This is a genomic window from Amycolatopsis pittospori (assembly GCF_013870525.1).
In the GTDB taxonomy this organism is placed as follows: domain Bacteria; phylum Actinomycetota; class Actinomycetes; order Mycobacteriales; family Pseudonocardiaceae; genus Amycolatopsis; species Amycolatopsis pittospori.
The window spans coordinates 138,953-165,499 of the sequence record NZ_JACBXD010000005.1 but is presented as its reverse complement, the minus strand read 5'-3'; the positions used below and the strand labels follow the sequence as shown (position 1 = coordinate 165,499).

Below are 26,547 nucleotides of genomic sequence, written 5' to 3'. Positions count from 1 at the left end.
TTTCCCGCGGTGCCTTAAAGCCGACGGAGTCCACTCAAAACCCTTTCCATCAACACCAGATGTGCCTCGGCGCCGTCATTGCCCGAAATCGTCTTGTGCACGCTGACCAGTCCCGCGTCCGCCGCGTCGCTGATCAGCACGCGTGCCACACCCAGCGGTACACGCAGGGTCGCCGCGATCTCGGCGACCGAACGCGGGGTCCGGCACTCCTCGATGATCGAAATGCACTCGATCTGCTCCGTGGCCACCGCGGGGAGGCTACCCGTGGCGACGTGGTCCTTGGTGGAGATGAGCGTTTCCAGCTCAAGAGCGTAGTTCGCCTTGGTCCGGCCGCCGGTGAGGGCATAGGGACGGACGATCGCCGTCTCTTCGAGCGGCGACGGCGCCTGCTCGAAGACGGCGGGCATGATGAACTCGCCGCTGGGCGGGCCCGGGTCGAACAGACCACCTGGTCTCGGCCCGACGGCACCGGCGCCGCTGTCGGGTGGAGAAGCAAGTGAGGTCACGCGGTCTCCTTGATCGGTCGGCTGCGGGACTGACGATTCCCCGGCGGCGTGTGCTCCGCCCGCCTGGGCATCTTCGGACTGCTTGCTCTTCTTGCGCTTCCGACGACCACGGCCCGAATCCAGGGTGAAGCCGTTCAGGACGTCGGCGAAGGTACCGTCGTCTCTGGAACCGGCAGCATGGGCAGCCCCCGCGCGCGGAGGCTGGTATTCACCCGTCCCCGGCGGTTCGCCGAAGGATCCGGACCCGGTGCTCATCGAGACATCATCCCACCGGTTCGCCGATCAGCGACCCACCGGCGCCCTGCAATTGCGCGCGAAGTTCCGGCGTGAGGATCTGGCCGACGCGGTCGACGAGCATCGTCATCTCGTACGCGACCTGCCCGATGTCGCAGTTCGGGGCGGCGAGGATGGCCAGGCAGGAGCCGTCGCTGATGGACATCAGCACCATGATCCCGAGTTCCATCTCGACGACGGTCTCGTTGACGGCGCCCGCCTCGAAGCACCGCGCGGCGCCCTGGGTCAGGCTGACCAGGCCGGACGCGACCGCGGCCAGCTGGTCGGCGCGGTCCAGCGGAAGCCTGCTGGACGCGGTGAGGAGGAGGCCGTCCGCCGACACGACCACGGCGTGCGCCACTCCGGGCACTCGCTCGGCGAAGTCATTGACCAGCCACCCGAACTGGTTCTTCTGGGGCTGCTGGGCCGGGTTCGGCGAGGTCATTCACCCTCCAGGGTTTCGTGGTTGGCTTCGGTCGCCTGGGCCGTGCGGTGCCGTCCGCGCTGGATGCCCTGCTGGAAACTGCTCAGGCGGCCTCGCACGTCGTGCGCGTCTCGCTGTGGTCGGGGGGTGACCGTCCCTGCGGGCGGTCCCGCGCTGCCCGGGAGCAGTTGCTCCCCGCGACGGCGCCTGGGTAATCCTGCCGAAGTCATCTTCGAGGGCACGGACTGGGACACCGCTTGGGCGGCCTTCCAGCCGTCGTCGGAGCCGAAGTTCCAGGCGTCGGTCTCCTCGACGGCGGAGACGGGCTCCGGTTCCGGCGGCGCTGCCTGCGGTTTCTTCTCCGGCCGGCGGCTCGGCAGGGCGGCGGGCGATGCCGCCGGACGCGCGGCCGTCTCGGGCGCCTTCGGGGCCGCAGGAACTTCGGGGGCCTCGGCTGTCTTCGCGACCTCCGGCGGCGTCACGACCGTCGCGGCGGGCTCGGTGGGCTCGATGGGCTCCGTCGCCGGAAGCTGCGTGGTGGCCGGAGCGGTCTTGTCCGCGGCCTCCTTGCGGCCCCGTTTGACGCCCTGCTGGAAACTGCTCAGCCTGCCGCGCACGTCCGCCGGATCGCGGACCGGCAGATCCGAACGGGCGGCGGGCGCGGCGGCCGGGGCCGACGTCGTCGCGCTGCCCGGCAGGAGCTGCTCGCCCTTGCGGCGGCGCGGCAGCCCGGCGTCGGTGAAGGTCGACGGCGCGGTCTGCGAAACCTCCTGGACCGTGCGGAAGGCCTTGTCGCTGGCGAAGTCCCAGTTGCGGGCCTCCTGCTCGGCCGTGACCTCGGCGTCGGCGACAGCGGGCTCGGCGGGCTTCTTCTCCTCGCCCGAGGTCGCCTTCTTCTTCTCCTGCTTGCCCTTCTTCTCCGCGGGCTTTTCCGGAGGGGGCGCGGGCGAACGGAACCACGCCGACAGCATCTCGTCGAAGATCGGCGTCGTCTCCGACGCGGTGGGCGCCGGGGCGGCCACCGGCGGCGGCGTGGTCGCCTGGTTCCACCATTCGCTCAGTGTGGTGCTGTTCTTGGCCTCGAACAGTTCCTTGCCGCTGGGCAACTCGCCTTCGGCCGACGAAGACGTCGCCGGCTCCGCTGGCGCCGCCTGCTCTGGCTCGGCGGGCTTCTCCGCCACCTTCGCGACGGGTTCGGGTTCAGGAGCGGGCTCGGGCTCCGGCAGGCGGGGTTGCGGCGCGGCCGAAGGCGGCTGGGCGGGCGGAGGTGTCGTCTGATCCTTGGGGATCGGGCTGAACAGCGCCGTCCCCGAGATCTCCATATCCGACGGCGGCCGCGGTTCCTGGGTGTGCGTATGCCCGTTCAACCCGGGTTTGGTGTGCCCGGCGAGGTCGTTCGCGGACGGCCACCGCTCGCCACCCTGCGGGGGCACGCTCGGCATCCCCGCCCGGTTGCCGTTGGCCGGACGCTGACGCCGGGGCAGGCCGCCCGGCTGCTGCGGCGGCAGCGGCGCGAGGCGCTGGGTGATCGGACCGGTGGCGGGACCGGGATCACCGGGCGCGGCCATCACGAGATCCGCCGGGACCGAGACGGTGGCGCGCACGCCGACGATGTCCTTGCCGCCGTGCAGCGAGACGCCGATGCGATGCCGGTTGGCCAGGCGCCCGACCACGAACAGGCCCATCCGCCGCGAGGTGGTCAGGTCGACGTTGGGGGCCTCGGTGAGCCGGGCGTTGGCCTCGGCGACCTCGGCCTCGTTCATCCCGATGCCCTTGTCGAGGATGTCGATGCCGAACGAACCGTCTTCGACGAGCCTGGTCGCGACCGTCACCAGGGTCTCCGGCGCGGAGAACGCGGTCGCGTTGTCCAGCAGCTCGGCGATCAGGCGCATCAGGTCGTTGGCCGCGTACCCGACCAGCCGGACCGGCGGCGGGTTCTGCACGGTGACCCGTTGGTACTGCTCGATCTCCGACACCGCCGCGCGCACCACGTCGGTGGCCGAGACCGGCTGGCCGGACCGCCTGCCCGGCTCGGCGCCGGAGAGGACCATCAGGTTCTCGTTGTTGCGGCGCATGCGGGTGGCGAGGTGGTCCAGCTGGAACAGCGTGGCGAGCTGGTCGGCGTCCTCTTCGTCGCGTTCCAGCCGCTCGATCAGCTGCAGCTGGCGCTGCACGAGACTCTGGCTGCGGCGGGAGAGGTTGACGAACACGTTGCTGTAGCCGGTGCGCATCGAGGCCTGCTCGGTGGCCAGGCGCAGCGCCTGGTGGTGCACCTTGTCGAAGGCCCTGGCGACCTCGCCGATCTCGTCGTCGCCGCCGACCGGGACCGGCTGGACGTCGGTGCCCTGCGAGCGGCCCTCCTGGATGTTGCGGACCGCGTCGGGCAACTGCTTCTCGGCGACGTCGAGGGCGCTGGCGCGCAGCATCTTCAGCGAGCGCAGCAACTGGCGGGTGATGAGGAAGACGACGGCGACGGCGAGCACCATCGCGCCGAACAGCAGGACCGCGAGCAGGCCCGCGCCGCTGCTGGCGTCGTCGACCAGTTCGGCCGACACCGAGCTCGCCTGGCCGCCGAACTTGTTCGCGACCTCGCCGACCTTGGTGATCACCAAGGTGGAGGCGTCGGTCCAGCCCTGTGCGGACAGGGTGCGGAGAGCCTGATCGGCGGGGGTGCCCTGGTCGCCGAGAGCGGTCTTCGCGAGCCTGTCGCGGGTTTCCATCGCGTCGTCGGTGACCGCGGCGCCGAACTCCTGGCGCTGCTGTGCGGAAGCGGCGGCGCGGAAGTCGGTGAAACGATCGGCCAGCCGCAGTTCTGCGGTGCGCAGCTGGTTCAGTTCGCTCGGGGCGAGACCGGAGCGGGCGATGCCGAAGGAGACCAGCGCCTGGCTCAGCGACAGCTGTTCCTTCATCACGGCGAGGTCGTGCAGCGCGGCGGGGGTACCGCCGAGGACGTCCTCACTGGCGCCGGCGGCCAGCGCGGTGTCGAGGGCGAGCAGCGCGGTGGTGACTTCGGTGTATTCGCCGATCGCCTGGACGGGGTCGAGCTGTCCGGCGGAGGCGCGCTGCCGGATGTCGGCCAGCTTGTCCAGCTCGGCCGCCGCGGCGTCCTTCGCTTGGGCGAGCGACGGTTCGGCCTCGACGGCCCTGACCGCCGCGGCCCGGTAAAGAGGAACGGCGGTGTCGACGTCGGCGCGTGCGGAGCCGAGTTCCAGGGTGCCGCCGACGGTGCCGGCGGTCAGCCCGGCGGCGGACTGGGTGCGTTCGCGTCCGAGCCCGTCGGCGAGCGTGCGGATCTGCCCGCTCAGCGCGACGAGGCGGTCGAGGCGCTGGTAGCCGTCGGAACGGCCGACCTGGCCGGCGATGGTGGCGATGCCCAGCGCGAGCGCGATGAGGATCGGCACCAGCGTCACGGCCGACAGCTTCACCGGCAGGCTCCAGTCCCGCCAGCGCACGAGCGCGCGCCAGCCGGTGGCCCACCGCGATGGCCGGGGAGTGCGTCCCAGCAGCTCCCCGACAGGCACTTGGCCTTCTCCTGCAACGGTCACGTAGGTGACTCCCTGTCCGGCGTCCTGGCACGGTCTGAGGCGTCCGTTCCCGCGAGGAACCTTCCCGCGGGGAACTCGGCCCCGGCCTGACCACGTGATCGACCGCGACGTGAGGGCCGCCGACCGGCGGGCGCGGTGTCCCCAGGAACACCGTTCCGCTCAAGCGGTTCTTGCACCTGCACGTGCAGGTCGCAACCTGCGAAGTGCATGGTCGTCGAGATCAACTTTTCTTTGCCAATCGATCACAGCGGGTCAGCCGGGCCAAAGAATCGTACACCAATCCGGGTACCGTCAATTCCGTTCAGTGAACGGGGGCTGACCAGGGAAAAGTGTAAGGCTGAACGATGTACAACGCCCGAAAACCGTCTTCGCGTGACAAACGAGGTAATTCCGGTTACCGGTTGCGCCGATGCACAGGGTGTCCTGGTCACCCGTTCAGCCTACGTACGGTAGTCGCGTCGCCCGGTCGAACTACTGTCCGTGCCCCCAATGGGTGGGTCAAGCCCAAATATGTGCCCGATGTTGTGGCCTTGCCGGTCAAGTCGGGCGGATGTCGCTCGACATGGTGATTCCTTTCAGGACGACCGCCGAGCCAGGGGATCTTCCCCGGCTCACGATGGCGGGCACGGTATCGAAGGCCGTCGCGGCGGGGAAGGGAAACTACGATCTGTCACCAAATCGGGGGACGCAGAGTGGGGATCTCCTCCGTTTGCCGCAGTGGGCCGTTCGGGCGACGACCGCGCGTGACAATCGGGCTCACTATTACGAGTGATAAAGCCGGATCATTCCGACCGAAACGAATTCTCGGAAACCTATTGCGACCGGAAAACGAATACCCGCTCTCGCGTTCCGGGAAGCGGGGTCGCCTATTCAGAGGAGGTGAAGCCGTAGTTAGTATGTGCGCTCCCGTACCGCGCCACGGATGCAAGCAAGCCCCGGAGGACCCCATGCCCGACGTCGCGCGCCCGTTCGTGGCGAGCAACGCCCTCGAGGACACCGGGCAGATGCCCGCGCTGTTCGTCCGCGAGCGCCAGCCCGCTCCCCCGCCGCCGCGCAGCACCGGCCCGGACTTCGACCGGATCCAGCACGGCAAGGAGTTCGTCGCGCTGCGCAAGACCTTCCGCCGCTTCGTGTTCCCGATGAGCCTGCTGTTCTTCACCTGGTACATGACGTTCGTGCTGCTGGCGGCCTACGCGCACGACTTCATGAGCCAGAAGGTGTTCGGCGAGGTCAACGTCGGCATCCTGCTCGGCCTCGGCCAGTTCGCCAGCACCGTGGTCATCACGATCGCCTACGTGAAGTTCGCCAACAAGCGGCTCGACCCCAAGGTCGAGCGGTTGCGGGCCTCGGTCGAGGCGGGTGAGCGATGAGCATCCCCGACAACGACCCGGTCCTGAACATCGCGGTGTTCGCGCTGTTCGTCGCGATCACCCTGTATGTCGTCTATCGCGCCAGCACGCGGAACCAGTCCACGTCGGATTATTACGCGGCGGGCAGCGCCTTCACCGGACGCCAGAACGGCATCGCGCTTTCGGGTGACTTCCTGTCGGCCGCGTCCTTCCTCGGTATCGCCGGGGCGATCGCGATCCACGGCTACGACGGCTTCCTGTACTCGATCGGGTTCCTCGTCGCCTGGCTGGTCGACCTGCTGCTGATCGCGGAGCTGCTGCGCAACACCGGACGCTTCACCATGGGCGACGTGCTGAGCTTCCGGATGAAGCAGCGTCCGGTCCGCGCCGCGGCCGCGACGTCGACGCTGGTGATCTCGTTCTTCTACATGCTCGCGCAGATGGCGGGCGCCGGGGGCCTGGTGGCACTGCTGCTGGACATCCACGGCGGCTTCGGCCAGGCGCTGGTGATCGGTGTCGTCGGCGTCGTCATGGTGCTGTACGTGCTGGTCGGCGGCATGAAGGGCACCACGTGGGTGCAGATCATCAAGGCGACCATCCTGCTGCTGACCGGTGCGCTGATCACCGTGTTCCTGTTCGGCAAGTTCGGCTTCAGCTTCTCGAACCTGCTCTCGGCGGCCGCCGACAAGAGCCCGCTCGGCGGTGAACTGCTGGAGCCCGGCGGCTCGTACGGCAAGAGCGAAACCACGAAACTCGACTTCGTCTCGCTGGCCTTGGCACTGGTGCTGGGCGCCGCCGCGCTGCCGCACGTGCTGATGCGCTTCTACACGGTGCCGAACTCGCGCGAGGCCCGGCGTTCGGTGGTGTGGGCGACCGCGTGCATGTTCGTGTTCTACCTCTGCACACTGGTCATCGGCTTCGGCGCGGCCGCGCTCGTCGGCCCGGAGGCGATCAAGAACGCGCCGGGCGGCGAGAACTCGGCGGCGCCGCTGCTCGCGCTGAACATCGGCGGCACCGTGCTGCTGGGCATCGTGTCGGCGGTGGCGTTCGCGACCATCCTCGCCGTCGTCGCCGGGCTGACGATCACCGCTTCGGCCTCCTTCGCGCACGACGTCTACGCGAACATCTTCAAACGCGGCAAGGCGGAACCGGCCTCGGAGGTCCGGGTCGCCCGGATGACCGCGGTCGTCGTCGGGGCGCTCGCGATCCTCGGCGGCATCCTCGCGAACGGGCAGAACATCGCGTTCCTCGTCGCGCTGGCGTTCGCGGTCGCGGCGTCGGCGAACCTCTCGACGCTGCTGTACTCGCTGTTCTGGAAGCGGTTCAACACCACCGGCACACTGTGGGGCATCTACGGCGGGCTGATCGCGAGCCTGCTGCTCGTGTTCTTCTCGCCGGTGATGTCCGGGGCCGCCGACTCGATCATCAAGGGCGTCGACTTCCACTGGTTCCCGCTGAAGAACCCGGGCCTGGTGTCGATCCCGTTCTCGTTCCTGTGCGGCTTCGTCGGCACGCTGATCGGGCGCTCGAAGGCCGACCCGGTCAAGCACGCCGAGATGGAGGTGCGGTCCCTCACCGGGATCGGCTCCTGACCCTCCGCCCCCGGCGCGCTATGAACGGCCCGTTACTTGCAAATTTTGCAAGTAACGGGCCGTTCATTGCACGCGGAGGCCGTCGAGAACGACGGCGAGAAGGCGCTTCGTGTCCTCTTCGGACGCCTTGCTCGCCGCGGATCCCACCCCGTGGCCGAGCCGCAGGATGTCGACGCCGGTGACGTCCGCCCGGAGCACGCCGTCGGCCTGAGCCGCCTTCACGATCGTGTCCGACGCGGACCGCAACCGCGACTGGCACCAGGCGAAGACCTCGGATCCGGCGTCGACGGAGGCCTTCAGGGTCATCGCGAGCCCGTGCTTCTCGACGACGTAGACGACGTGCGTGGCCAGCCATGTCTCGAGCGCCTCGCCCGGCGGCAGCTCTTCGAGCAGGTCGTAGGCCTGCTGCGCCAGTCCGTCGATCTCGTCGCGATAGACGGCCTCGATCAGCTTGTCGCGTGTCGGGAAGTGCCGGTACAACGTGCCCGCGCCGACACCGGCGCGTTTGGCGATGTCATCGGCGGGCACATCGACGCCGTCCGCGGCGAAGGCCGCCTTCGCGACAGCCACGATGCGCTCGTAGTTGCGCCGCGCGTCCGCGCGCATGGGGCGGGCCGGATCGGCCGTGACCATCTGCACCTCCTCGTGCGACGAAAACGGAGACATTCTCCGAATCCGCTTGCGTAAGCGGAGACCGTCTCCATATCATCGCTCACGACCTCAAACGGAGAGTCTCTCCGCTTCATCTCGTTACGTCTTCGGAGTATTCCTTGACCGAACGAACCCTGCGTACCGAGCCTAGGCCCGAAACGACCGAGGCCCCACCACCTCCGCATCGGCTGGTCCTTCCGATCATCCTGACCTGCCAGCTCATGCTCATCCTGGACGCGACGGTGATGAACGTCGCGCTCCCCCGCATCCAGTCCGACCTGGGCTTCACCGAAAGCGGGCTGTCCTGGGTGATGACCGCGTACAGCCTCGTCTTCGGCGGCCTGCTGCTGCTCGGCGGGCGCGCCGGCGACCTGTTCGGCCGCCGCCGGATGTTCGTCGTGGGCACGGCCGTGTTCACCGCCGCGTCCCTGCTCGGCGGCCTCGCCGGTTCGGCGGAACTGCTGATCGCCGCGCGGATCGTGCAAGGCGTCGGCGCCGCGCTCGCCGGGCCGAGCACCCTGGCACTGATCACCAGCACGTTCACCGAGGCCAAGGCCAGGGTGCGCGCGCTGGCGCTGTTCTCGGCGATGTCCAGCAGCGGTTTCGCGATCGGCCTGCTGCTCGGCGGGCTGCTGACCGAATGGATCTCGTGGCGCGCGGCGCTGTACATCAACGTCCCGTTCGGGCTCGCGATCGTGCTGCTCACCTCGCGCTACGTCGCCGATCCTCCGCGACGCCGCGCGAGGCTGGACCTGCCCGGCGCGTTCACCGGCACCTTCGGCGTCGGCTCGCTCGTGTTCGCGTTCACCCACGCCGCGTCACACGGCTGGGGCGACACGATCACCCTCGGCACCCTGGCCGCCGGACTCGTCCTGCTCGCCGCGTTCCTCGCGATCGAAACGAGGGTCGGCCAACCGTTGATCCCGTTGCGGCTGTTCGCCGAACGCGACCGGGCCGCGGCCTACGTCAACTTCTTCCTCGGGCCGATGGCCATGATGTCGATGTTCTTCTTCCTGACCCAGTTCCTGCAGGACATCGCGGGATTCGCCGCGCTGGAGACCGGTTTCGCGTTCCTGCCGATGGCGCTGTGCATGTTCGGGCTCAGCAGGCTCATCCCGCGGCTGCTCCCCCGGTTCGGCCCGAAACCGCTCGCGCTGACCGGGACCGCGCTGATGACCGGCGGCGTCGTCTGGCTGACCACGCTCACCACCGAAAGCGGGTACTTCTCGCATCTGCTCGGCCCGATGCTGCTGATGGGCATCGGCGCGGGGCTGGCGTTCTCCCCGCTCAGCGTGATCATCATGGCGACCGTGCCGACCGACGACGCGGGTGCCGCGGGCGGCGTCCTGCAGACGCTGCAGCAGGTCGGGGCGACACTGGGGCTCGCGATCCTGATCACGGTGTTCGGCGCGGCGACGCGGACCCCGTCCGGGAGCCCGGCGGAAACCACCGTCGACGGGATGACCGCCGCGTTCAGCACCGCCGCCGTGGTGACGGCGACATCGTTCCTGGTGGCGCTGAGTTTCCGGCGCCGGGCTTAGAGCTTCACGCCGGCGTGGACCTTGTGCGTGACCTTGCGCTCCATCACGAACGAGAAGAACGGGATGCAGCCCGCGATGAGCACGAGCAAGGTGCCCTTCATCGACCAGCGGGCCTTGATCGCGAGGTCGACGGCGAGCAGCAGGTAGATCAGGTAGAGCCCGCCGTGGACCATCGGGATCATCTTCACGAACTGGGGAAGTTCCACGCGGAAGACGTACTGCAGCAGCATCTCCACGACCAGCCCGAGCAGGGCGACACCGGTGGCGTACGCCGCGACGCGGAACCGGATCAGCGGCCCGCCCAACGAGACCGAGCGGGCCGGGGCGGCATCGTCAGTTCGGGTGGTCATAGGGATCTCGAACCTCTCTGGGGAACTACTTGTCGCGGGCGTTGAGTTCGCGCAGGTACCGGTTGTAGGCGGCGAGCTCGTCGTCCTCGGGGGCGGGCTCGGGCGCCGGGGCGGTACGGCGCCGGGGCGCGGGCACCTCGGGGACGGCGGTCTCGACCACCTGCTCCTGGGCGTCGGCCTCGGCGGCGCGCCTGCGGAGCGTGCGGATCCGCCAGAACATGAACGCGGGGAACAACCCGAACAGCGGCCACTGGAGTACGTAGCCGAGGTTCTGGAAGGTCCCGCTGGCCGAGGAGAACCGCTCCCACTGCCACCAGGCGAGCCCGCAGCACAGCGCCAGGCTCACCAGGCAGACGCCGGCGATGCCGAGGCGGCGCAGGGCGACGGACGATGCGGGCACGCATCGACGCTAGCACTGGCCGCGCGGGGAAAGTTCGGCGACCGGGCCGCTCGGGACCTTGGTCCCGGCTCCGCTCCGCCCTCGTTTCCGCCCTCTTCCGGCCCCCGCGGCGTGCAATGAACGGCCCGTTACTTGCAAATTTTGCAAGTAACGGGCCGTTCATTGCACGGGAGGACGGGTGAGCGTGCGGCGAGGTGGCCGTGAGTGTCGATTTGGGTTAGAGCCGAGTGTGTACTGGATTCTGGCTTCAGCTGATCGCTCTCCTGTCCGTGAAGGCCTCCTTCCCTACCGTCAGGGTAGGGAAGGAGGCCTTCACGGACCCCTGATCGCCACATCCGCCCCAGACGCACCAGCAAGCACAGCGCCAGCGAGTGAGGGCCCCATCCCTCGGTTCAGCCGAGGAAAACTCGACCTTCACCCCCGCGGGAGCAGGTCACCACCGACGCAGCAGCCACCAGAGCCCCACCGGTCACTGGCGCCACACGAAGCACCCGCTGACCCTCGCACCGGGGGGATACTCACGCGAACGTCACTTCGCGGTCTGAACGGCCTTCGCGTAGTCGTCGGCCAGCCCGAAGACCTTCTGGGCGTACTCAGTCGAGTTGTTGTACGACAGGATCCCGGCCCACCAGCCCGAGGCCGCGGACATGTCGCGGTTGTTCACGCACAGGTAACGCGCTGCCGCCAGGGTCGCGTCGTCGATCTGCTGCGGGTCGCCGACGCCGTCGCGGTTGCCGTCGGCGGCGTACCGGCGCCAGGTGCTGGGGATGAACTGCATCGGGCCGACGGCGCGGTCGACGGCCGCGTCTCCGTCGAACTGGCCGCCGTCGGTGTCGCCGATGGCCTTGACCCCGGGCGAACCGTCGAGCGGGACGCCGATGATCGGCTTCGACGGGCGACCGTCCTGGCCGAGGACGGCGCCGCCGTACTGGCCGTGGTTCGACTCGATGCGGCCGATGCCGGCGAGGGTGGCCCACGAGATCTTGCAGTTCGGCTGCATCTGGCGCATCGCGAGTTCGGCGTTGCCGTAGGCGAGCAGCGCCCTGGCCGGGATGCCGGTGGCCTGCGCGGCCCGCTCGGTCCAGGCGGCCAGCGGGTCCTTGCCCGGTTTCGGCTGCGCCTGCTGCGGGGCGGTCTGCTGGGCCGCGCCGCCGGCGGGGGTGGCGTTGACCGGGACGACCGTTCCGGGTTTGACGTCCGCCGCCTTGACCTGCAGGGCGGGGATCTCCATCGTCGTCGGGCTCGCGACCGGGGCGGACGCCTTGGTCACCAGCCAGATCCCTCCCCCGGCCAAGCCGAGTACGGCCAGCACGATCAGCAGCCTGCCGAGTACGGCGGCGCCCACCCCGCGGGGCGGGGTGGGCGTGGCCGGGTCGGCGACGAGCTCGTCGTTTTCCGGGGTGGTGCGCACGAAGCGGGTCCTCCAGCGTGGGCGGCGATCACGACCGATGCTCGAACAACGAGCCCGCGCAGGTTAGCGTTACGCGTTCTCCGAGATCGCCCTTGCCACGCCGGTTCACCCGCGCGTGCGCGAAGTTCTCATCAGGCGGACTTCTGTTGCCTCGCCAGCCGCGCGACGCACCAGGCCGGGGCACTGCCGCGGCGAAGGTGCTGCAAGACGGTCATGGGTCCGAGACGACGGCTCAGATCGGACGGGGCGAGCCCGGCCGCACGGTAGTCGAGCGCGCGCTGGTCGAGCGGGCTGATGCCGGCGTCCCACCAGGCTTCGGCCTCGGCGACCCCGCCGACCATCTGCCACCAGCCGGCGGCCGCGACGAGGAGGTCCTGCGGGACGTCCGGGAGACGGCTGCGCATGGCGTCGAGGTAGCCGGGATCGGCCGCTTCGACCGGCGCCCAGCGCGCCTGGCCGGACTGCTGGCGCTGCCCGGGGATCCCGGGCGCCTGGCGGGGTACATCGGCGAGCCAAGCGGAGGCGATGCGGTCGACCTCCTGCTCCTCGGGGGTCTGCTCGCGCTCGGCGGCCCACTGCCGGATCAACGCATCGACTCCGGGATCTCCGGTCATCCCTGCCTCCTCATGATTCCCCGACTGACAAGTCCTGACTTACTTGCCCGGCTGGAAGTTCCCGCTTCAGCCCTGGGGCTTGCACCTGCGGAAACTCCTCGCCCAGGAGGCCTGCTCCGGCGCCTGGAGGACCAACCGATCACGCAATGTGAGCACCGTAGGGGCGCGGAGGTCTTTTCCGCCAGAGCTTCCAGGGCACGAATTCGTCGACCTGCAGGTTTTCGGGGTCAATCCACCCGGATGGTCGAGTCGCCCGACCGAAATCTGAGACGGGTGACGCTGAGTGATATCCGCAGGTCGCTGCGCACGGTGATCACCGGCGCCACGAGGGACACCGGTAGCGGCGCGGGCAAGGTCAGGAGAAGACGCTCCGCACGAAGGTGACGATGGCTTCGGCACCGGACCGGAGCCAGCCGAGCGCGGTGTGGACGGCGTCGGCGGACTGCGTCGGCTTGCTGATCAGAAAGAAGAGCACGAGCGCGACGACAGCGATCACAACGAATTTCTTCAAGCCGGGCGACATGGCTCCATCCCATCACACCGTAGTGTCCAGACGATGACTCCGCGCGCACTGCGGACTTCGTCCCACTTTAGGGAGATTCGGGGCCCTGTGCCCACCCGGACTCGCAGGAGGGAGCGATCGATGAGGGAAAACGTCCTCGTCCACCGGGACGGCCCGGTGACCACGATCACGCTGAACCGGCCGGAGTCCCGCAACGCGGTGGACGGACCGACGGCCGCCGCGCTGGCGGACGCCTTCCGCGCCTTCGACGCCGATGCGGACGCCGCTGTCGCCGTCCTCACCGGTTCGGGTGACACCTTCTGTGCCGGAGCCGATCTGAAGGCCGTCGGCACCGACCGCACGAACTCGCTCAGCCCGGCGGGCGACGCACCGATGGGGCCGAGCCGGATGGCGCTGTCGAAGCCGGTGATCGCCGCCGTCCGCGGGCACGCCGTCGCGGGCGGGCTGGAACTGGCGCTGTGGTGCGATCTGCGGGTCGCCGACAGCACGGCCGTCTTCGGCGTGTTCTGCCGCCGCTGGGGCGTTCCCCTGATCGACGGTGGCACCGTGCGGCTCCCCCGGCTGATCGGGCACTCACGGGCGATGGACCTGATCCTCACCGGCCGCGCGGTCGAAGCCGACGAGGCGCTCGCGATCGGGCTGGCGAACCGGGTCGTGCCCGACGGCGAGGCGCTGGCCGCCGCGCAGGCCCTGGCGCGTGAACTGGCCGCCTTCCCGCAGGCGTGCCTGCGTGCGGACCGCCGATCCGCGTACGGCCAGTACGGGCTCACCGAAGAGGAGGCCCTGCGCGCCGAGTTCTCGAACGCGCTGATCGGCGGAGGACTCGCCGAAGAAGCCGTCGAAGGCGCCAGCCGGTTCAGTGACGGCGCGGGGCGTCACGGCACCTTCGAGGACCACTCGTCCTAGGGTCTGTCGGATGACAGAAACCGGAGTCGCACTCAGACCGGTATACGAAGACGACCTGGCGACACTCGAAGCGCTGACGAACGATCCCGAGACCGCCGGCAGGTTCGAGTGGCACGGCTGGCACGACCCGCATTTCCTGCGCCGCCGCTGGTCCGAGACCGGCATGCTCGCCGCGGACAACGGGATGCTGATGATCGTGCTCGACGGCAGGCGCCTCGGGTTCGTCTCCTGGCACAAGACCAGGAGCGGATCGACGTCGTACTGCTGGAACGCCGGTCTGGTGCTGATCCCCGAGGCCCGCGGCCACGGCTACGGGACCGAGGCGCAGCGGCTGCTGGTCCGGTATCTCTTCGCGCATACGCAGATGAACCGCGTCGAGGCGTCGACGGAAGCGGGCAACGTCGCCGAGCAGCGCTCCCTGACGAAGGCGGGCTTCACCAGGGAGGGCGTGCTGCGCGGCTACGGGTTCCGGGACGGGGCCTGGCGTGACCACATCCTCTATTCGATGGTGCGATCCGATCTGGACCCCGACCCGGAACGCCTCTAGACGATCGTGCCGCCGGCCTTGAGCCGCTCGATCCCGTCGGCGTCCACACCGAGTTCCGCGAGGACGTCGGCGGTGTCGGCGCCCTTGGGCCGCGGCGGTTCCGGCGTCTCCGCCGGGGTCCGGTCGAACCTCGGCGCCGGTGCGGGTTGCACCACGCCGCCGATGTCGACGAACGTCCCGCGCGCGACGTTGTGCGGATGCGACGGCGCCTCTCGCGGCGCGAGGACCGGCGTCAGGCACGCGTCGGTGCCCTCGGCCTTCGCGACGAGCTCGTCGCGAGTGTGCTTCGCGACGGCTTCGGCGACGATCTTGCGCAGCTTCGGCCACTCGTTCTTGTCGACGTGCACCGGCGTCTCTTCCGGGTCGAGCCCGAGCACCTTCACCAGGTCGCCCCAGAACCGCATCTCGATCGCGCCGATGGCGACGTATTTACCGTCGGCGGTCTCGTAGGTGTCGTAGAACGGGGCGCCGCCGTCGAGCATGTTCTCGCCGCGTCCACCCGGCCAGAGCCCGGAGTCCAGCAGGCCGTGCAGGCTGGTGGTCAGCAGCGCGGCGCCGTCCACCATGGACGCGTCGACCACCTGCCCCTTCCCGGACGACTGGCGTTCGAACAGCGCCGCCAGCACGCCCATCGCGAGCAAGAGGCCACCGCCGCCGAAGTCGCCGACCAGGTTGAGCGGCACCACCGGCCGCTGCCCGGCGTGCCCGATCGGTTCGAGCGCGCCGGAGATGCCGATGTAGTTGATGTCGTGCCCGGCGACGGGCGCCAGCGGGCCGTCCTGGCCGTATCCGGTCATCCGCCCGTAGACCAACCGCGGATTACGGGCGTGGACCTGCTCCGGCCCGATGCCCATCCGCTCGGCCACCCCGGGACGGAAGCCCTCGATGAGCACATCGGCGTCGTCGGCGAGTTTCAGCACCAGTTCGACCCCCTCGGGGGTCTTGGTGTTGATCCCGATCGACCGCCTGCCGCGGGCGAGGGGGTCGTTCGGGAAGCCGATGACGTCGTTGCCGGGTGTCGCCCGGTCGACCCGGACGACCTCCGCGCCGAGATCGGCGAGGATCGTGCAGGCGAACGGCGCCGGGGCGAGCCCGGCCAGTTCGACGACCTTGAGCCCGCTCAGCGGCCCAGCCTTCATCGCCACGTCCTTTCCTTGTACGGCAACGGTTCCCTCAGAGTGTGCGGGAGATGATTTCCTTCATGATCTCGCTGGTGCCGCCGAAGATCCGGGAGATCCGGATGTCGGCCCACGCCCGCGCGATCGGGTACTCGCTCATGTAGCCGTAGCCGCCGAAGAGCTGCAGGCAGTCGTCGACGACCTTGTTGACCCGCTCGGTGGTCCACAGCTTCGCCATCGCCGCGCCCTGCACGTCGAGTTCCTTGCGCAGATGCCGTTCGATGCACTGGTCGAGGAACGCGCGGGAAACCGCGGCCTCGGTGGCGGCCTCGGCGAGTTTGAACTTCGTGTTCTGGAAGTTGTAGACCGGACGACCGAAAGCCTGACGGTCCTTGGTGTAGGCGATGGTCTGGTCGATCGCGGCCTCCATCCCGGCGACCGCGGTGACGGCGATGATCAGCCGTTCCTGCGGAAGCTGCTGCATCAGCTGGATGAAGCCGAGGCCTTCCTTGTCACCGAGGAGGTTGGCGACGGGCACGCGGACGTCGTCGAAGTTCAGCTCGGCGGTGTCCTGGCCCTTGAGCCCGATCTTGTCGAGGACGCGGCCGCGGCTGAAGCCGGGGGTGTCGGTCTCGACGGCGATCAGCGAGACGCCCTGCGCGCCCGCGTCCGGGTCGGTCTTCACCGCGACGACGACGAGGTCGGCGTGGAAACCGTTGGTGATGAACGTCTTCGCGCCGTTGATCACGTAGTGGTCGCCGTCGCGCACCGCGCGGGTCTTGATGCTCTGCAGGTCCGAACCCGTGCCGGGTTCGGTCATCGCGACGGCGCCGACCATCGCACCGGACGCGAACTTCGGCAGCCACTCCCGCTTCTTCTCCTCGGTGGCGTACTCCAGCAGATAATGCGCGACAATTCCATTGTGGACGGTGACGCCCCACGCACTGTCGCCGGACCGGGCCTGCTCCTCGTAGAGCACGGCCTCGTGGGCGAACGTGCCGCCGCCACCGCCGTACTCCTCCGGGATGGACAGTGCCAGCAGGCCGACCTCGCCCGCCTTCGTCCACAGCTCGCGGTCGACCTTCTTCTCCTGCGCCCAGCGTTCCTGATGGGGAACGAGTTCCTTCTGGCAGAAGGTCCGGGCGAGGTCCCGGAGGTCTTCGAGCTCCGTCGTGCTCCACGAGCTCTTCTGGATCTGCAAGGGCACGGCCAACGCCTCCTGATCACACCTGGAAAACATGACGCTTAGGATGTAAGTTCCAAGCGGAATGTACATCCGTACCGAGCTGCACGTAAAGGGGAGGCCGGATGAGTGTGATCGGCAGGACCCACCGGACGCAGGCCGAGCGACGTGAACAGACCCGCACCGCGCTGCTCGACGCGACCATCGACTGCCTGGTCGACCTCGGGTACGCGCGCACCTCGGTGCAGGAGATCTGCGCCCGCGCCGGAGTCTCGAAGGGCGCCGTGCAGCACCACTTCTCCGCGAAAGCCGAGTTGATGGCGGCCGCCGTCGAACATCTGACGGAGAAGCTGCGCGGACAGCTGGCCGCGTCGATCTCCACGCTCCCCGGCGGCGCTTCGGGGGTGGCGGCGGCGATCGACCTGCTGTGGGAGGGCTACTCCGGCACGCTGTCCACGGCCGCCACCGAACTGTGGGTCGCGGCACGGACCGATCCCGAACTGCGCGAGGCCATCCGCCCCGTCGACAAGGCACTGGGCCGCTCGACACTGGAGCTCGTCACGACGATCGCCGGGGACCTGCCGAAGGAACGGGCGGAGATCCTGTTCTGGCTGACGGTGAACCTCACCCGCGGCCTCGCACTGGACGCGGAACTGGGCGGCGGCCCGAAGCGGCGACGGCATTTGCTGGACGAATGGAAGCGTGTCGCGGTGATGCTTTACGAGGACGCCTCGCCGTAGCGGTCCTGTCCGGCGCAGGGTCGCGGGCAGGGCTTGCGCAGGGCTTGCCGAAAGACCGGGGCACCGAGGTCCGCCCAGGACCACCTGCCGCGTAGCACGCGCGAAAGCCGTTGACCAGAGCACAGGTGACACTTATTTAAGTGGCCGATCCGTGGTGGAATTCCTTGCTGGACAACAGAACCGGCGGAGGAGCCGACCATGAGCGCGCCGCAGCAGCAGCCGTACCAACCGACTGGCCCGTTCAGCGCAATCCACCCTCCTCAAGCCCCCGCCGCGGCGCCGCGGCCACCGTCGGACGCCCGGCTCCCCCGGCTGTTCGCCGCGATGATGGGCGTCTTCGCCGCGCTTCTCGTGATCGTCGCGACCTTTCTGCCGCAGTCGACCTACGAACAGCTCTCCGACGGTAAATCGGTGTCGAAGTTCGCCGAGACCGGCTGGACCCGCACGTTCGACATCGAGCCGTCCGCGGAGGAGAAGGAGTTCTACGACAAGACCCACGTCGCCCGGTACGGCATCCCGCTGTCCGCCGCGGCGCTGGTCCTGATCGCGGGTGCCGGGGTCGGTTTCGGTTCCTACCGGCGGAGCTCGGGTTCGCTGGCGGCGACCACGTCGAGGACACTGCTGGTCGCGGGTGGGGCGGGGACCGCGTTCGGCGTCTGGATGCTCGGCATGGACATCTCGGCGAGCCTGAGCTTCGGACAGGACACCGGTCGTTTCACTTCGCGCTACGGCACCGGGAGCGGGTTCTGGATCCTGCTGGCCGGCGCCTTGGTGGCGTTGCTCACCATCGCGCTGGCGATCGTGGCGAACCGGCGCGAGCCCGCGCAGCCGCGTCAGGCCCCTTACCCGGCCGGCTACCCCCTTTACGCGCCCGGCGTCCCCCAGCAGCAGTATCCGCAGCAACCGCAGCCTCAGGCCTACGAACCGCCGTCGCCTCCGACACCGCCCTCGGGGTCGGCGTTGCAGCAGCAGGACATCCTGCGACCGTCCCCCGACAACCCGCCTCGCCCCGGCAATATGTGAAACTTATTCACGTCGACACTGGACAGTCTCCATACCGGCGGTATGCTGTACTCGTCGGTAACACCTGGGCTCTGCGTGGCGCCTCCCGGCTCCGCGCGGCATGGAACGGAGACGGCATGACGAGCACGACACCGGCGAGCGCGGGCCACACCGAAGATCCGGCCACCATCGGTGGCATCCCCGGCGCGCCGGGCGCGGCCAGGGCGGAACGGCTCGTACGCCGGGTTGTGGGCGGCAAGGATTCGGCGCCGGTCCAGATGCGCGCGCCGTTCACCGGGCTGCCGATCGCGACGCTCCCCCAGGCCACCGACGCCGACGTCCGCATCGTGTTCGACCAGGCGCGCGAAGCCCAGCGCTCGTGGGCCGAACGCCCGGTCGAGGACCGGCAGCGCATCCTGATCCGCCTCCATGACCTGGTCCTGAAGCGCCAAGAAGAGGCTCTCGACCTCGTGCAGGTCGAAGCGGGCAAGGCGCGCATGGACGCCTTCGACGAGGTCAGCGCCACGGCGCTGGTGGCCGCCTACTACGGCAAGCACACCGCGAAGATCCTTTCGCCGCGCCGTGCCGCCGGTTTGATCCCGGTGCTGACGAAGGTCGGCGAGATCCGGCATCCCAAGGGCGTCGTCGGGATCATCTCGCCGTGGAACTACCCGCTCGCGCTCACCGCGATGGACGTCCTCCCGGCACTCGCCGCGGGCAACGCCGTCGTGCAGAAGCCGGACAACCAGACCGCGCTCTCGGCGCTGTGGCTGCAGGAGATCGCCGAGGAGGCCGGGCTGCCCGCCGGCGTCTGGCAGATCGTGCTCGGCCGCGGCTCGCAGATCGGCGACGCGCTGGTCGAGGAGTCGGACTACCTGTGCTTCACCGGCTCGACGCCGACAGGGAAGGGGCTCGCCGCGAAGGTCGCGGAGCGGCTGACGAGCTACTCGCTGGAACTCGGCGGCAAGAACCCGATGATCGTGCTGCCCGACGCCGACATCGCCAAGACCGCCGCGGGCGCCGTGACCGCTTGCTTCTCCTCCGCGGGCCAGCTGTGCGTTTCGGTCGAGCGGATCTACGTCCACGAATCCATCCGCGAGGAGTTCACGCAGGCGTTCGTCGCGAAGACCGCCGCAGTCCGGCTCGGCGGCGCGCTCGACTACCAGGCGCAGATGGGCTCGCTGACCTCGGAAGACCAGCTGGCGTCGGTGTCGGCGCACGTCGAGGACGCCCGTTCCCGAGGCGCGACCGTGCTCACCGGCGGTAAGGCCCGGCCCGACCTCGGCCCGCTGTTCTACGAGCCGACCGTGCTCACCGACGTCACCGAAGACGTGAAGCTGTTCGCCGAGGAGACCTTCGGGCCCGTCGTGTCGATCTACGGCTACACCGACGTCACCGAAGCGATCGAGCGCGCCAACGACACGCAGTTCGGCCTGAACGCGAGCGTGTGGTCCCGCAACGGCCGTGCGGGCTGGGAGGTCGCGGCGCGGCTGAAGGCCGGGACGGTCAACGTCAACGAGGGCTTCGCGGCGACGTTCGGGACCGTGGGACTGCCGATGGGCGGTATGAAGGAATCCGGCGTCGGACGTCGCAACGGTGCCGAAGGACTGCTGAAGTACACCGAGGCGCAGGCCATCGCGCTGCAGCGCGGTATGCCGCTGCGCCCCGGTCGCGGAATCCCGCCGAAGCTGTGGGCGCGAGTCCTCAGCACGAGCCTCAAGGCCCTTCGCCGCCTCCCGCGCCGGTAACGCTCCCCACGCGTTTAGTCCTCTGGATGCGGTACTTGCACACGCAAGGAACGCATCCAGAGGACTAAACGCGTCAGGAGGAGGTGGTGGGGGCGGCCAGCAGGCCTCGGTCGTAGGCGATGGCGACGGCTTCCGCCCGGCGGCTCGCGCCGAGTTTCGCCATCACACGCGAAAGGTGGACGCTCACCGTCTTCTCGCTGATGTACAGCTCCTCGCCGACCTGCCGGTTGGTCCGGCCGAGCGCGACGCGTTCCAGCACGTCCCGTTCCCGGTCGGTCAGCGGATCGACGACGTCGCGACGCGGAGCCGCGGGCTCCCCGGGAAGTTCGACCCGCGCCCGGTGGCTCAGCTCCCGGACGGCTTCCCGTAGCGGGCACGCGCCCAGCTTGTCGGCCACGGCGTACGCGGCCAGCAGTTCCGACGCGGCGAGCGCGGTGTCGCCGTCGGATGCCAGCAGGGACTTCGCGTGCTGCAGACGGCACATCGCCTGCTCGTACACCGCGCCGTACTCGAACGCCTCGACCGCCTTCGCCCACAGCGCCGGATCGCCCGCCCCGCGCAGGCAACCGCCCAGCGCCTCCAGCCGGGCGAGCCACGCCAGCGCTTCCGGACCCAGCGACACCGAACGCGGGATGCCGTGTTCGGCGCAACGGCGTCCGTGGGCGAGCATCTTCTCGCCCGACTCCACCGCGGCGTCCACGGTCGCCTGGTCCCCGCGGACCCGGGCTTCGGCGGCCTGCGCGACGGCGGCCGCGAGGCCGAGCACGCTGATCCGGATCCCGCCGAGCACCGCGGGTTCGACCTCTTCGAGCCAGTCGATCAGCTCTTGCGCCTCTCGCACCGCCCCCGCATGGTCCCGGCGCCACGACGCGAGCTGGATGGCGGCGTCGCCCGCAGCGAGCGCGATCGAGTAGTCCGCGCTCCAGTGCTGACGCAGGCTGGGAAGGATCTTGTCCGCGTCCTCGAACCGGCCCCGGCCGACGACGAACTGCGCCCAGATCCCCAGGAACCGTCCGGCGACGACGCTCGACACACCGCGGCCCGCGCGGCCGGCGTCGTCGTCGTTCGGCCAGTCCCCGCTGACGTACCGCAGCGTGAGGTGTTTGGTCCGCAGCTCGATCCCGAACGAGCTCCAGGTCAGCCCGCTCTCCTCGGCCCGTTTGATGCCCTTGGCGTAGTACTTCAGCGCGGAATGGATCTCGCCCCGGTCGTCGTAGCTGAGCCCGAGGAAGTGCAGCGCCCGGAGTTCGCCGTTGAGCGCCCCCGAATCGCGCGCTTTCCGTTCCGCCTGGCTCAGGCGTTCCCGAGCCTCTTCGACGTCGCCCGCGGAGTCGGCCAGCGTGCCGAGCGAGACCAGCGCCGCCGCTTCCGCCCCGCCCGCGCCGACGGCCCTGGCATCGGCGACGGCGGCGAGTGCGCACTTCAGCGCCTCTTCGTGCCTGTCGATCAGGCGGAGGATGCCCGCCCTGGTGGCGAGTACCCAGGCCCGCGCGGAGCTCGCCTCGGTGTGCTCGACCAGCCCCCAGGCCCGGTCGATCGCCTCGACGACCTCGTCCAGCGTGCCGTCCACCGACAGCAGTGCCTCCGCGTGCCGCCGCCAGACCTTGGCGGAACGCTCGTTCCCGGTGTCCGGGCCGAGCGCTTCGGTCGCGGACCTCGAATAAGCGACCGCCCGCTCGGGTTCTCCCGACGTACTCGCGAAATACGACGCCTCGTGCAGCAGCCGGAGTTCGTCGATGTCCGCCGGGCGGTCCTGTTCCGGTACGGCGTCCCAAATGGACAGTGCCTGCTCGACGTGACGCAGCGCGGAACCGGGCGCGCCCAGTTTCTCGGCCTCGTCCATCGCGCGCAGCAACGCCGCCAGCGCGGTGACGAAGTCCTTGCTCTCCAGGCTGTGATGCGCGAGCCGCGCGTCCTGCCCCCGCCCCTGCGCCCGGTTCCGGATCCGCGCCGCGTAGGCCGCGTGCATGCGCACCCGCTCCCCCGGCAGCAGATCCCCGTAGACCGCTTCCTGCAGCAGCGCGTGGCGGAAGGTGTAGAAACCGTTCTCGATCACCAGGACGTGATGCTGCACGGCCTCGCGCAGGGCCTCGTCGAGTTCGAGTTCGGCCAGCCCGGAGATCTCGGTGAGCGCGGCGTGCGCCACCGCGTCGTTCGCGACCGAGACCACGCGCAGCACCCGGCGCGCGGTCGGGGACAGCTGCTCCAGCCGGGCGAGGAGCACCTCGGCGAGCCCGGAAGGCAGGTCGCGACAGTCCTTCGCGGACGCGAGCAGCTCCTCGACGAAGAACGGATTGCCCTCGGATCGGGAGACGATGTCGGCGATCAGGTCCTGGCCGATCGGCTCGTCGGCCAGCGCCTCGACGAACGTGCGCGCGTCCTCGGCGCCGAACGGTCTGACCTCGACGCGTTCGACCGCGCCCAGCCGCACCACCTCGGACAGCAGGGCCCGCAGCGGATGCCGCCGGTGGACGTCCTCCTCGCGATAGCTCGCCACCACCAGCAGGCGCTGGGTGCGCAGCCTCGTCAGCAGGAAGGACAGCAGGTTCCGGGTCGATCCGTCGGCCCAGTGCAGATCCTCCAGCAGGATCACTACCGGCCGCCGCTGCGCGATGGCGGTCAGCACCCCCAGTACCGCGTCGAAGAGCTGGAGCTGACCCAGGTCCTGTTCGGGCCCGAGGCGTTGCGCCGACACTCGTTCGCTCGCGGTGAGCTGACCGTCTTCGATGGCGGGGAAGTCCTCCGCCTGCTGCATCTGCGGCAAGAGCCTGCCCAGCGCCGGCCGGGCACGGACCGCGGCGGTGACCGCGGAATCCGACGTCGTCGCCAGCGGCGCCAGGGCCTCGGCGAACGGAAGATAAGGAAGGCCGCCCTCACGGACGTCGATACAGCGCCCCGTGAGCACGAGGGCGCCCGCACCCGCGGCGTATTCGCCGAGCGCGGTCAGGAGTCGGGTCTTGCCGACGCCGGCATCACCGGAGAGCAGCACCGCGCCGGCCTCGGCCCGTTCTGCACGGGCGAAGGCGGCGCGGAGCTGCCGCATCTCCTGAGTGCGGGCGACGATCGGGATACCGGAGCCAAGACGGGGCACGAGGTGCATTCTTGCCTACCGGACCGACAACTTCGCCTGGGTTTTCGCCGAGAGCTTCATCGCACTCGACCTCTACCGGGTGATCTCGCCGCTGCGGGCGGGCACCTGCCCGGTCTCGCGGCGCTGCTGGGCGGGCACCCGGACCTCGGCGCGGTGGGCGCGGATCCGCTTGCCGGCCCGGCGGGCCCTGTCGACCCATACGCTGCGGCCCGCTCGCTGCAGCTCTTCCCGCCGGTAATCGACCTCGGCCAGTACCGCGGTGAGCAGAGCGTCGTTCGTGTTCATCACTGTTTCCCCTTAGGAACTCACTACCTGGTTTGGTAGTGACCAGATTCGTCCTGAGGGGTGCCCTGCGGCATCGGGTGATCACCTACACCCGGACGTGGTTCGACCCCTTACTCCCACCCATCCCCTGCTCGGGGGGCGTAAGGGGTCGAGTTCCAGCGTCTCTAGACGTGTGCCGGGCCACTCGGGCGCACGGCGCCGAGCAGCCCCCGCCAAGCGTGCGGCGACAGGCGGAAGGCACCTCCCTCAGGGTCTTTCGAGTCCCTCAAGGCGGCACCGGAAGCGATGAAGGCGACCTCGACGCAGTCGTTGCCGCCCCCGCTGTGGCTGCTCTTGCGCCACCGGGCCTGGGAAAGATCATCGTTGGGCGTCATGCTCCCCACTCCTTACTCGTTTCCGGGGACTTCGAGCGGGCCGAAGCCGCCCGAGTCCCGATACTGCGGTTTGTCCGGCAGGGCCGCCAGCTCGGCGAACCTTCCGGCGGCCTCGGCGATCACCTCGACCGAGTCGTCCGGCTTCAACGCGGCGGCGCGCAGATGGTCGAACATCAACGCGTATCGCCGGACGTCCGGGGGTTCCTCCAGATAGAGCCCGCTGGAGGTGCTGTCGACGTAGACCACGTCGGTGTCGGCCAGTTCGGGGAAGCCCATGACGAGGAACGGACCCTCCATCCCGGGGTGGGCCCCCGCGCCGAACGGCACGACCTGGACGGTCACGTTCGCCCTCGCGGCCATCGTGACCATCCGGTACAGCTGTTCCGCCATCACCTCGGCGCTGTCGACGGTGCGGTGCAGGACCGCCTCGTCGATCACGGCCCAGTACTCCGGCGGAGAAGGATCCGTCAGCAGCTCCTGCCGCGCCATCCTCGCCGCCACCCTGCGCCTGATCTCGGCTTCTTCGGCGTCGGGCCGCATCGCCCTGATCACGGCCCTGGCGTAGCGCTCGGTCTGCAGCAGTCCGGGTACCAGCAGGGCCTGGAACGCCCGGAGCGAACTCGCGTCCGCCTCCAGGCCGACGAAAGTGCCGGTGAACACCTCGTTGTACGCGTGCCACCAGCCGCGTTTGCGGGCTTCCCTGGCGAGCTGGACGAGCGCTTCCTGCTCGTCGCCGGCGATGCCGTAGAGCTCGAGCATGTCGCGCGCGTCGCGCGGCGTGACCCCGACGTGCCCGGTCTCGATCCGGCTCACCTTCGACGCCGAGCATTCGAGCTTCTCGCTCACCTCGTCGATGGTGAGGTCGGCCGCTTCGCGCAGCCGCCTCAGTTCGCTCGCCAGTCTCCGGCGGCGCACGGTGGGTCCCTGACCCCTCGTCATCACGGCACCTCCACAAAGCTGTCCGAGCAACACCGATCGCACCGCGAGGAGAACAGTGTTCTAGAACCCCGCACGAAGCACATCTAACCAGCCCGAGACACATTCGGTGAGATGGTCACACCACCATTTTCCGACACGTCCGGATTTTCATCCTGCAATTTGCAGATTGCCGTTGTAGGTTGAGCATTGTGCAACGCGGTACGCCCCGCCCTCTCCGCGGGCGCGGATCCGCTCGCGGCACGGGCGCGGGGCCGCGAGCTGCACCGATGGGCTTCCGTAAGGATACCCGTCGCAGCCGGATTCACCCCCGGTGCAGGGCCGGAGCCGTCCCCCGATCGGTTCCGGCCCTCCCTTTATGTCCAGGGCGCGCGCACAATGCTCTGGCTCCAGAGGTTAATGCGTTTCGCCATTCCCTCTAAAGGGTGGACGAACCCGGTCTTCGATGGCGGAACGTCACCGTTCACACGACGCGAAGAAGGCCTTCCTGCACAACGGTGGCAATGTGTGTTCCGTCCGCCGCGAAGAACCGGCCGGTCGCCAGACCGCGGGCACCCGAGGCCGTCGGCGAGGCGCTGTCGTAGAGGAACCATTCGTCGGCCCGGAACGGGCGGTGGAACCAGAGCGCGTGGTCGAGGCTCGCGCCGATCACCTTGTCGAGGTCCCAGTAGACGCCGTGACGCGCCAGGACCGAGTCCAGGAGCGTCATGTCGGAGGCATAGGTCAGCACGCAGACGTGCAGCAGCTGCTGATCCGGGAGCTTGCCGTCGGCCCGCATCCAGACCTGGTTGCGGGCGGGGAGCTCGCCGGACTTCCGCGTCACCCACGGCGGGTCGTTGACGTACCGCAGGTCGATCGGGCGCGGCCGGTCGTGATGCCCGATGAAGTAGCCCTCGGCGCGCTCCTGCAGCGTGGGGAGCGACTCGGGATCCGGGACGTCCGGCATGCCTTCGGAGTGCTCGATGCCGCCTTCGTCCTTCTGGAACGACGCGGACAGCGAGAAGATCGCCTTGCCGTGCTGGATGCCCACGACCCGGCGCGTGGTGAACGACCGGCCGTCGCGGATACGGTCGACCTCGTAGACGATCGGGACACTGGGGTCGCCGCCGCGGATGAAGTACGCGTGCAGCGAGTGGACCTTCCGCTCCTCGGGCACGGTGCGGCCGGCGGCGACCAGCGCCTGCCCCGCCACCTGCCCGCCGAACACCCGCACCGGCGAATGGGCCGGTGAGACGCCGCGGAAGATGTTCTCCTCGATCTTCTCCAAGTCCAGCAGCGCGACCAGCCGGTCGAGCACCGGCTGCCCGCCGACGCCCCCGGTCTCGTCGAATCCGGCCGCGGCCTCCCTGGCCATCTCAGTCATGTACAGAACCTTAGGCCGTAAGGGTGCTTCGGGCGTCCGCGAGGCGGGACGTTTGTCGCGAAGGCCACCTTCGGG

Annotated in this window: 24 protein-coding genes; 8 read left to right on the top strand and 16 right to left on the bottom strand. The window is 69.4% G+C overall.

Annotated features, from left to right (window positions below; genetic code table 11):
• Window positions 1-14: 14 nt before the first annotated feature.
• From H5J31_RS04675 to H5J31_RS04665, 3 genes are read right to left on the bottom strand one after another with little or no spacing between them, the layout of a single operon-like run.
• On the bottom strand, window positions 15-761 hold the full coding sequence (locus tag H5J31_RS04675) for a DUF742 domain-containing protein (RefSeq protein ID WP_181771186.1): 747 nt from the start codon (window positions 759-761) through the stop codon (window positions 15-17).
• Between the two features lie 7 nt (window positions 762-768).
• The gene (locus H5J31_RS04670; protein WP_181771185.1) at window positions 769-1,224 is read right to left on the bottom strand and encodes a roadblock/LC7 domain-containing protein; all 456 of its coding nucleotides are present in this window, start codon (window positions 1,222-1,224) and stop codon (window positions 769-771) included.
• Window positions 1,221-4,724, bottom strand: a complete 3,504-nt coding sequence (locus H5J31_RS04665) for a sensor histidine kinase (RefSeq protein WP_181771184.1) — start codon at window positions 4,722-4,724, stop codon at window positions 1,221-1,223. Before H5J31_RS04665 ends, H5J31_RS04670 begins: the two co-directional genes overlap by 4 nt.
• Window positions 4,725-5,695: 971 nt before the next feature.
• Between H5J31_RS04665 and H5J31_RS04660 the strand changes: the two genes are divergently transcribed.
• Together H5J31_RS04660 and H5J31_RS04655 are read left to right on the top strand one after the other, a co-directional pair.
• Window positions 5,696-6,118 (top strand): DUF485 domain-containing protein, encoded by a 423-nt coding sequence (locus tag H5J31_RS04660; protein ID WP_181771183.1) that lies wholly within the window; start codon window positions 5,696-5,698, stop codon window positions 6,116-6,118.
• On the top strand, window positions 6,115-7,689 hold the full coding sequence (locus H5J31_RS04655) for a solute symporter family protein (protein ID WP_181771182.1): 1,575 nt from the start codon (window positions 6,115-6,117) through the stop codon (window positions 7,687-7,689). The genes H5J31_RS04660 and H5J31_RS04655 overlap by 4 nt, the downstream gene beginning before the upstream one ends.
• 63 nt (window positions 7,690-7,752) lie before the next feature.
• On the opposite strand, the gene H5J31_RS04650 is transcribed toward H5J31_RS04655, so the two are convergent.
• Window positions 7,753-8,322 (bottom strand): TetR/AcrR family transcriptional regulator, encoded by a 570-nt coding sequence (locus tag H5J31_RS04650; RefSeq protein ID WP_181771181.1) that lies wholly within the window; start codon window positions 8,320-8,322, stop codon window positions 7,753-7,755.
• A 137-nt stretch (window positions 8,323-8,459) separates the two neighbouring features.
• Here H5J31_RS04650 and H5J31_RS04645 point away from each other — a divergent pair, with 137 nt between their 5' ends.
• Window positions 8,460-9,881 (top strand): MFS transporter, encoded by a 1,422-nt coding sequence (locus tag H5J31_RS04645; RefSeq protein ID WP_236004684.1) that lies wholly within the window; start codon window positions 8,460-8,462, stop codon window positions 9,879-9,881.
• Here the strand turns inward: H5J31_RS04645 and H5J31_RS04640 are convergent.
• From H5J31_RS04640 to H5J31_RS04620, 5 genes are all read right to left on the bottom strand, one after another.
• Window positions 9,878-10,231 (bottom strand): DUF3817 domain-containing protein, encoded by a 354-nt coding sequence (locus tag H5J31_RS04640; RefSeq protein ID WP_181771180.1) that lies wholly within the window; start codon window positions 10,229-10,231, stop codon window positions 9,878-9,880. The genes H5J31_RS04645 and H5J31_RS04640 overlap by 4 nt on opposite strands.
• Window positions 10,232-10,256: 25 nt before the next feature.
• Window positions 10,257-10,631, bottom strand: a complete 375-nt coding sequence (locus tag H5J31_RS04635) for a hypothetical protein (protein ID WP_181771179.1) — start codon at window positions 10,629-10,631, stop codon at window positions 10,257-10,259.
• A gap of 529 nt (window positions 10,632-11,160) precedes the next feature.
• Entirely contained in the window at window positions 11,161-12,042 is an 882-nt protein-coding gene (locus tag H5J31_RS04630; protein ID WP_181771178.1) for a lytic transglycosylase domain-containing protein, read from the bottom strand.
• A gap of 131 nt (window positions 12,043-12,173) precedes the next feature.
• A complete protein-coding gene (locus H5J31_RS04625; RefSeq protein WP_181771177.1) occupies window positions 12,174-12,656 on the bottom strand; it encodes a helix-turn-helix transcriptional regulator in 483 nt (160 codons plus the stop codon).
• A gap of 355 nt (window positions 12,657-13,011) precedes the next feature.
• The gene (locus tag H5J31_RS04620; RefSeq protein ID WP_207897453.1) at window positions 13,012-13,152 is read right to left on the bottom strand and encodes a hypothetical protein; all 141 of its coding nucleotides are present in this window, start codon (window positions 13,150-13,152) and stop codon (window positions 13,012-13,014) included.
• A gap of 147 nt (window positions 13,153-13,299) precedes the next feature.
• Here H5J31_RS04620 and H5J31_RS04615 point away from each other — a divergent pair, with 147 nt between their 5' ends.
• Together H5J31_RS04615 and H5J31_RS04610 are read left to right on the top strand one after the other, a co-directional pair.
• Window positions 13,300-14,085 carry a crotonase/enoyl-CoA hydratase family protein gene (locus tag H5J31_RS04615; RefSeq protein WP_181771176.1) on the top strand — a complete coding sequence of 262 codons (786 nt, stop codon included), beginning with the start codon at window positions 13,300-13,302 and terminating at the stop codon, window positions 14,083-14,085.
• A gap of 10 nt (window positions 14,086-14,095) precedes the next feature.
• Window positions 14,096-14,632 (top strand): GNAT family N-acetyltransferase, encoded by a 537-nt coding sequence (locus H5J31_RS04610; protein ID WP_181771175.1) that lies wholly within the window; start codon window positions 14,096-14,098, stop codon window positions 14,630-14,632.
• On the opposite strand, the gene H5J31_RS04605 is transcribed toward H5J31_RS04610, so the two are convergent.
• Together H5J31_RS04605 and H5J31_RS04600 are read right to left on the bottom strand one after the other, a co-directional pair.
• Complete coding sequence (locus tag H5J31_RS04605) at window positions 14,629-15,771, bottom strand: CaiB/BaiF CoA transferase family protein (protein WP_181771200.1); 1,143 nt, start codon at window positions 15,769-15,771, stop codon at window positions 14,629-14,631. The genes H5J31_RS04610 and H5J31_RS04605 overlap by 4 nt on opposite strands.
• A 34-nt stretch (window positions 15,772-15,805) precedes the next feature.
• Window positions 15,806-16,957 carry an acyl-CoA dehydrogenase family protein gene (locus H5J31_RS04600; RefSeq protein ID WP_181771174.1) on the bottom strand — a complete coding sequence of 384 codons (1,152 nt, stop codon included), beginning with the start codon at window positions 16,955-16,957 and terminating at the stop codon, window positions 15,806-15,808.
• A 101-nt stretch (window positions 16,958-17,058) separates the two neighbouring features.
• On the opposite strand from H5J31_RS04600, the gene H5J31_RS04595 reads away from it, so the two are divergent.
• The 3 genes from H5J31_RS04595 (at window position 17,059) to H5J31_RS04585 (ending at window position 20,423) form a co-directional block, all read left to right on the top strand.
• Window positions 17,059-17,673: a TetR/AcrR family transcriptional regulator gene (locus H5J31_RS04595; RefSeq protein WP_181771173.1), complete on the top strand. Its 615-nt coding sequence runs from the start codon at window positions 17,059-17,061 to the stop codon at window positions 17,671-17,673.
• A 198-nt stretch (window positions 17,674-17,871) separates the two neighbouring features.
• Window positions 17,872-18,696 (top strand): hypothetical protein, encoded by an 825-nt coding sequence (locus H5J31_RS04590; RefSeq protein WP_181771172.1) that lies wholly within the window; start codon window positions 17,872-17,874, stop codon window positions 18,694-18,696.
• Window positions 18,697-18,812: 116 nt separating this feature from the next.
• Complete coding sequence (locus H5J31_RS04585; protein WP_181771171.1) at window positions 18,813-20,423, top strand: succinic semialdehyde dehydrogenase; 1,611 nt, start codon at window positions 18,813-18,815, stop codon at window positions 20,421-20,423.
• 73 nt (window positions 20,424-20,496) lie between these two features.
• Here the strand turns inward: H5J31_RS04585 and H5J31_RS04580 are convergent, their stop codons facing one another.
• From H5J31_RS04580 to H5J31_RS04560, 5 genes are all read right to left on the bottom strand, one after another.
• Entirely contained in the window at window positions 20,497-23,523 is a 3,027-nt protein-coding gene (locus H5J31_RS04580) for a helix-turn-helix transcriptional regulator (RefSeq protein ID WP_181771170.1), read from the bottom strand.
• 63 nt (window positions 23,524-23,586) lie between these two features.
• Window positions 23,587-23,799, bottom strand: coding sequence for a hypothetical protein (locus H5J31_RS04575; RefSeq protein WP_181771169.1), 213 nt, complete (start codon window positions 23,797-23,799; stop codon window positions 23,587-23,589).
• 164 nt (window positions 23,800-23,963) lie between these two features.
• Window positions 23,964-24,173: a DUF397 domain-containing protein gene (locus tag H5J31_RS04570; RefSeq protein WP_181771168.1), complete on the bottom strand. Its 210-nt coding sequence runs from the start codon at window positions 24,171-24,173 to the stop codon at window positions 23,964-23,966.
• A 12-nt stretch (window positions 24,174-24,185) separates the two neighbouring features.
• On the bottom strand, window positions 24,186-25,112 hold the full coding sequence (locus H5J31_RS04565) for a helix-turn-helix domain-containing protein (RefSeq protein ID WP_181771167.1): 927 nt from the start codon (window positions 25,110-25,112) through the stop codon (window positions 24,186-24,188).
• A 460-nt stretch (window positions 25,113-25,572) separates the two neighbouring features.
• A complete protein-coding gene (locus H5J31_RS04560; protein ID WP_181771166.1) occupies window positions 25,573-26,472 on the bottom strand; it encodes an acyl-CoA thioesterase in 900 nt (299 codons plus the stop codon).
• Between the last annotated feature and the right edge of the window lie 75 nt (window positions 26,473-26,547).

Excerpts from the sequence above, each read along its gene's own strand:
- H5J31_RS04585 (WP_181771171.1), top strand. The coding sequence starts at position 18,813 with ATGACGAGCACGACACCGGCGAGCGCGGGCCACACCGAAGATCCGGCC.
- H5J31_RS04595 (WP_181771173.1), top strand. The coding sequence starts at position 17,059 with ATGAGTGTGATCGGCAGGACCCACCGGACGCAGGCCGAGCGACGTGAA.
- H5J31_RS04580 (WP_181771170.1), bottom strand. The coding sequence starts at position 23,523 with ATGCACCTCGTGCCCCGTCTTGGCTCCGGTATCCCGATCGTCGCCCGC.
- H5J31_RS04660 (WP_181771183.1), top strand. The coding sequence starts at position 5,696 with ATGCCCGACGTCGCGCGCCCGTTCGTGGCGAGCAACGCCCTCGAGGAC.
- H5J31_RS04570 (WP_181771168.1), bottom strand. The coding sequence starts at position 24,173 with ATGACGCCCAACGATGATCTTTCCCAGGCCCGGTGGCGCAAGAGCAGC.
- H5J31_RS04560 (WP_181771166.1), bottom strand. The coding sequence starts at position 26,472 with ATGACTGAGATGGCCAGGGAGGCCGCGGCCGGATTCGACGAGACCGGG.
- H5J31_RS04590 (WP_181771172.1), top strand. The coding sequence starts at position 17,872 with ATGAGCGCGCCGCAGCAGCAGCCGTACCAACCGACTGGCCCGTTCAGC.
- H5J31_RS04650 (WP_181771181.1), bottom strand. The coding sequence starts at position 8,322 with ATGGTCACGGCCGATCCGGCCCGCCCCATGCGCGCGGACGCGCGGCGC.
- H5J31_RS04615 (WP_181771176.1), top strand. The coding sequence starts at position 13,300 with ATGAGGGAAAACGTCCTCGTCCACCGGGACGGCCCGGTGACCACGATC.
- H5J31_RS04625 (WP_181771177.1), bottom strand. The coding sequence starts at position 12,656 with ATGACCGGAGATCCCGGAGTCGATGCGTTGATCCGGCAGTGGGCCGCC.
- H5J31_RS04610 (WP_181771175.1), top strand. The coding sequence starts at position 14,096 with ATGACAGAAACCGGAGTCGCACTCAGACCGGTATACGAAGACGACCTG.
- H5J31_RS04675 (WP_181771186.1), bottom strand. The coding sequence starts at position 761 with ATGAGCACCGGGTCCGGATCCTTCGGCGAACCGCCGGGGACGGGTGAA.
- H5J31_RS04670 (WP_181771185.1), bottom strand. The coding sequence starts at position 1,224 with ATGACCTCGCCGAACCCGGCCCAGCAGCCCCAGAAGAACCAGTTCGGG.
- H5J31_RS04575 (WP_181771169.1), bottom strand. The coding sequence starts at position 23,799 with ATGAACACGAACGACGCTCTGCTCACCGCGGTACTGGCCGAGGTCGAT.
- H5J31_RS04565 (WP_181771167.1), bottom strand. The coding sequence starts at position 25,112 with ATGACGAGGGGTCAGGGACCCACCGTGCGCCGCCGGAGACTGGCGAGC.
- H5J31_RS04605 (WP_181771200.1), bottom strand. The coding sequence starts at position 15,771 with ATGAAGGCTGGGCCGCTGAGCGGGCTCAAGGTCGTCGAACTGGCCGGG.
- H5J31_RS04640 (WP_181771180.1), bottom strand. The coding sequence starts at position 10,231 with ATGACCACCCGAACTGACGATGCCGCCCCGGCCCGCTCGGTCTCGTTG.
- H5J31_RS04655 (WP_181771182.1), top strand. The coding sequence starts at position 6,115 with ATGAGCATCCCCGACAACGACCCGGTCCTGAACATCGCGGTGTTCGCG.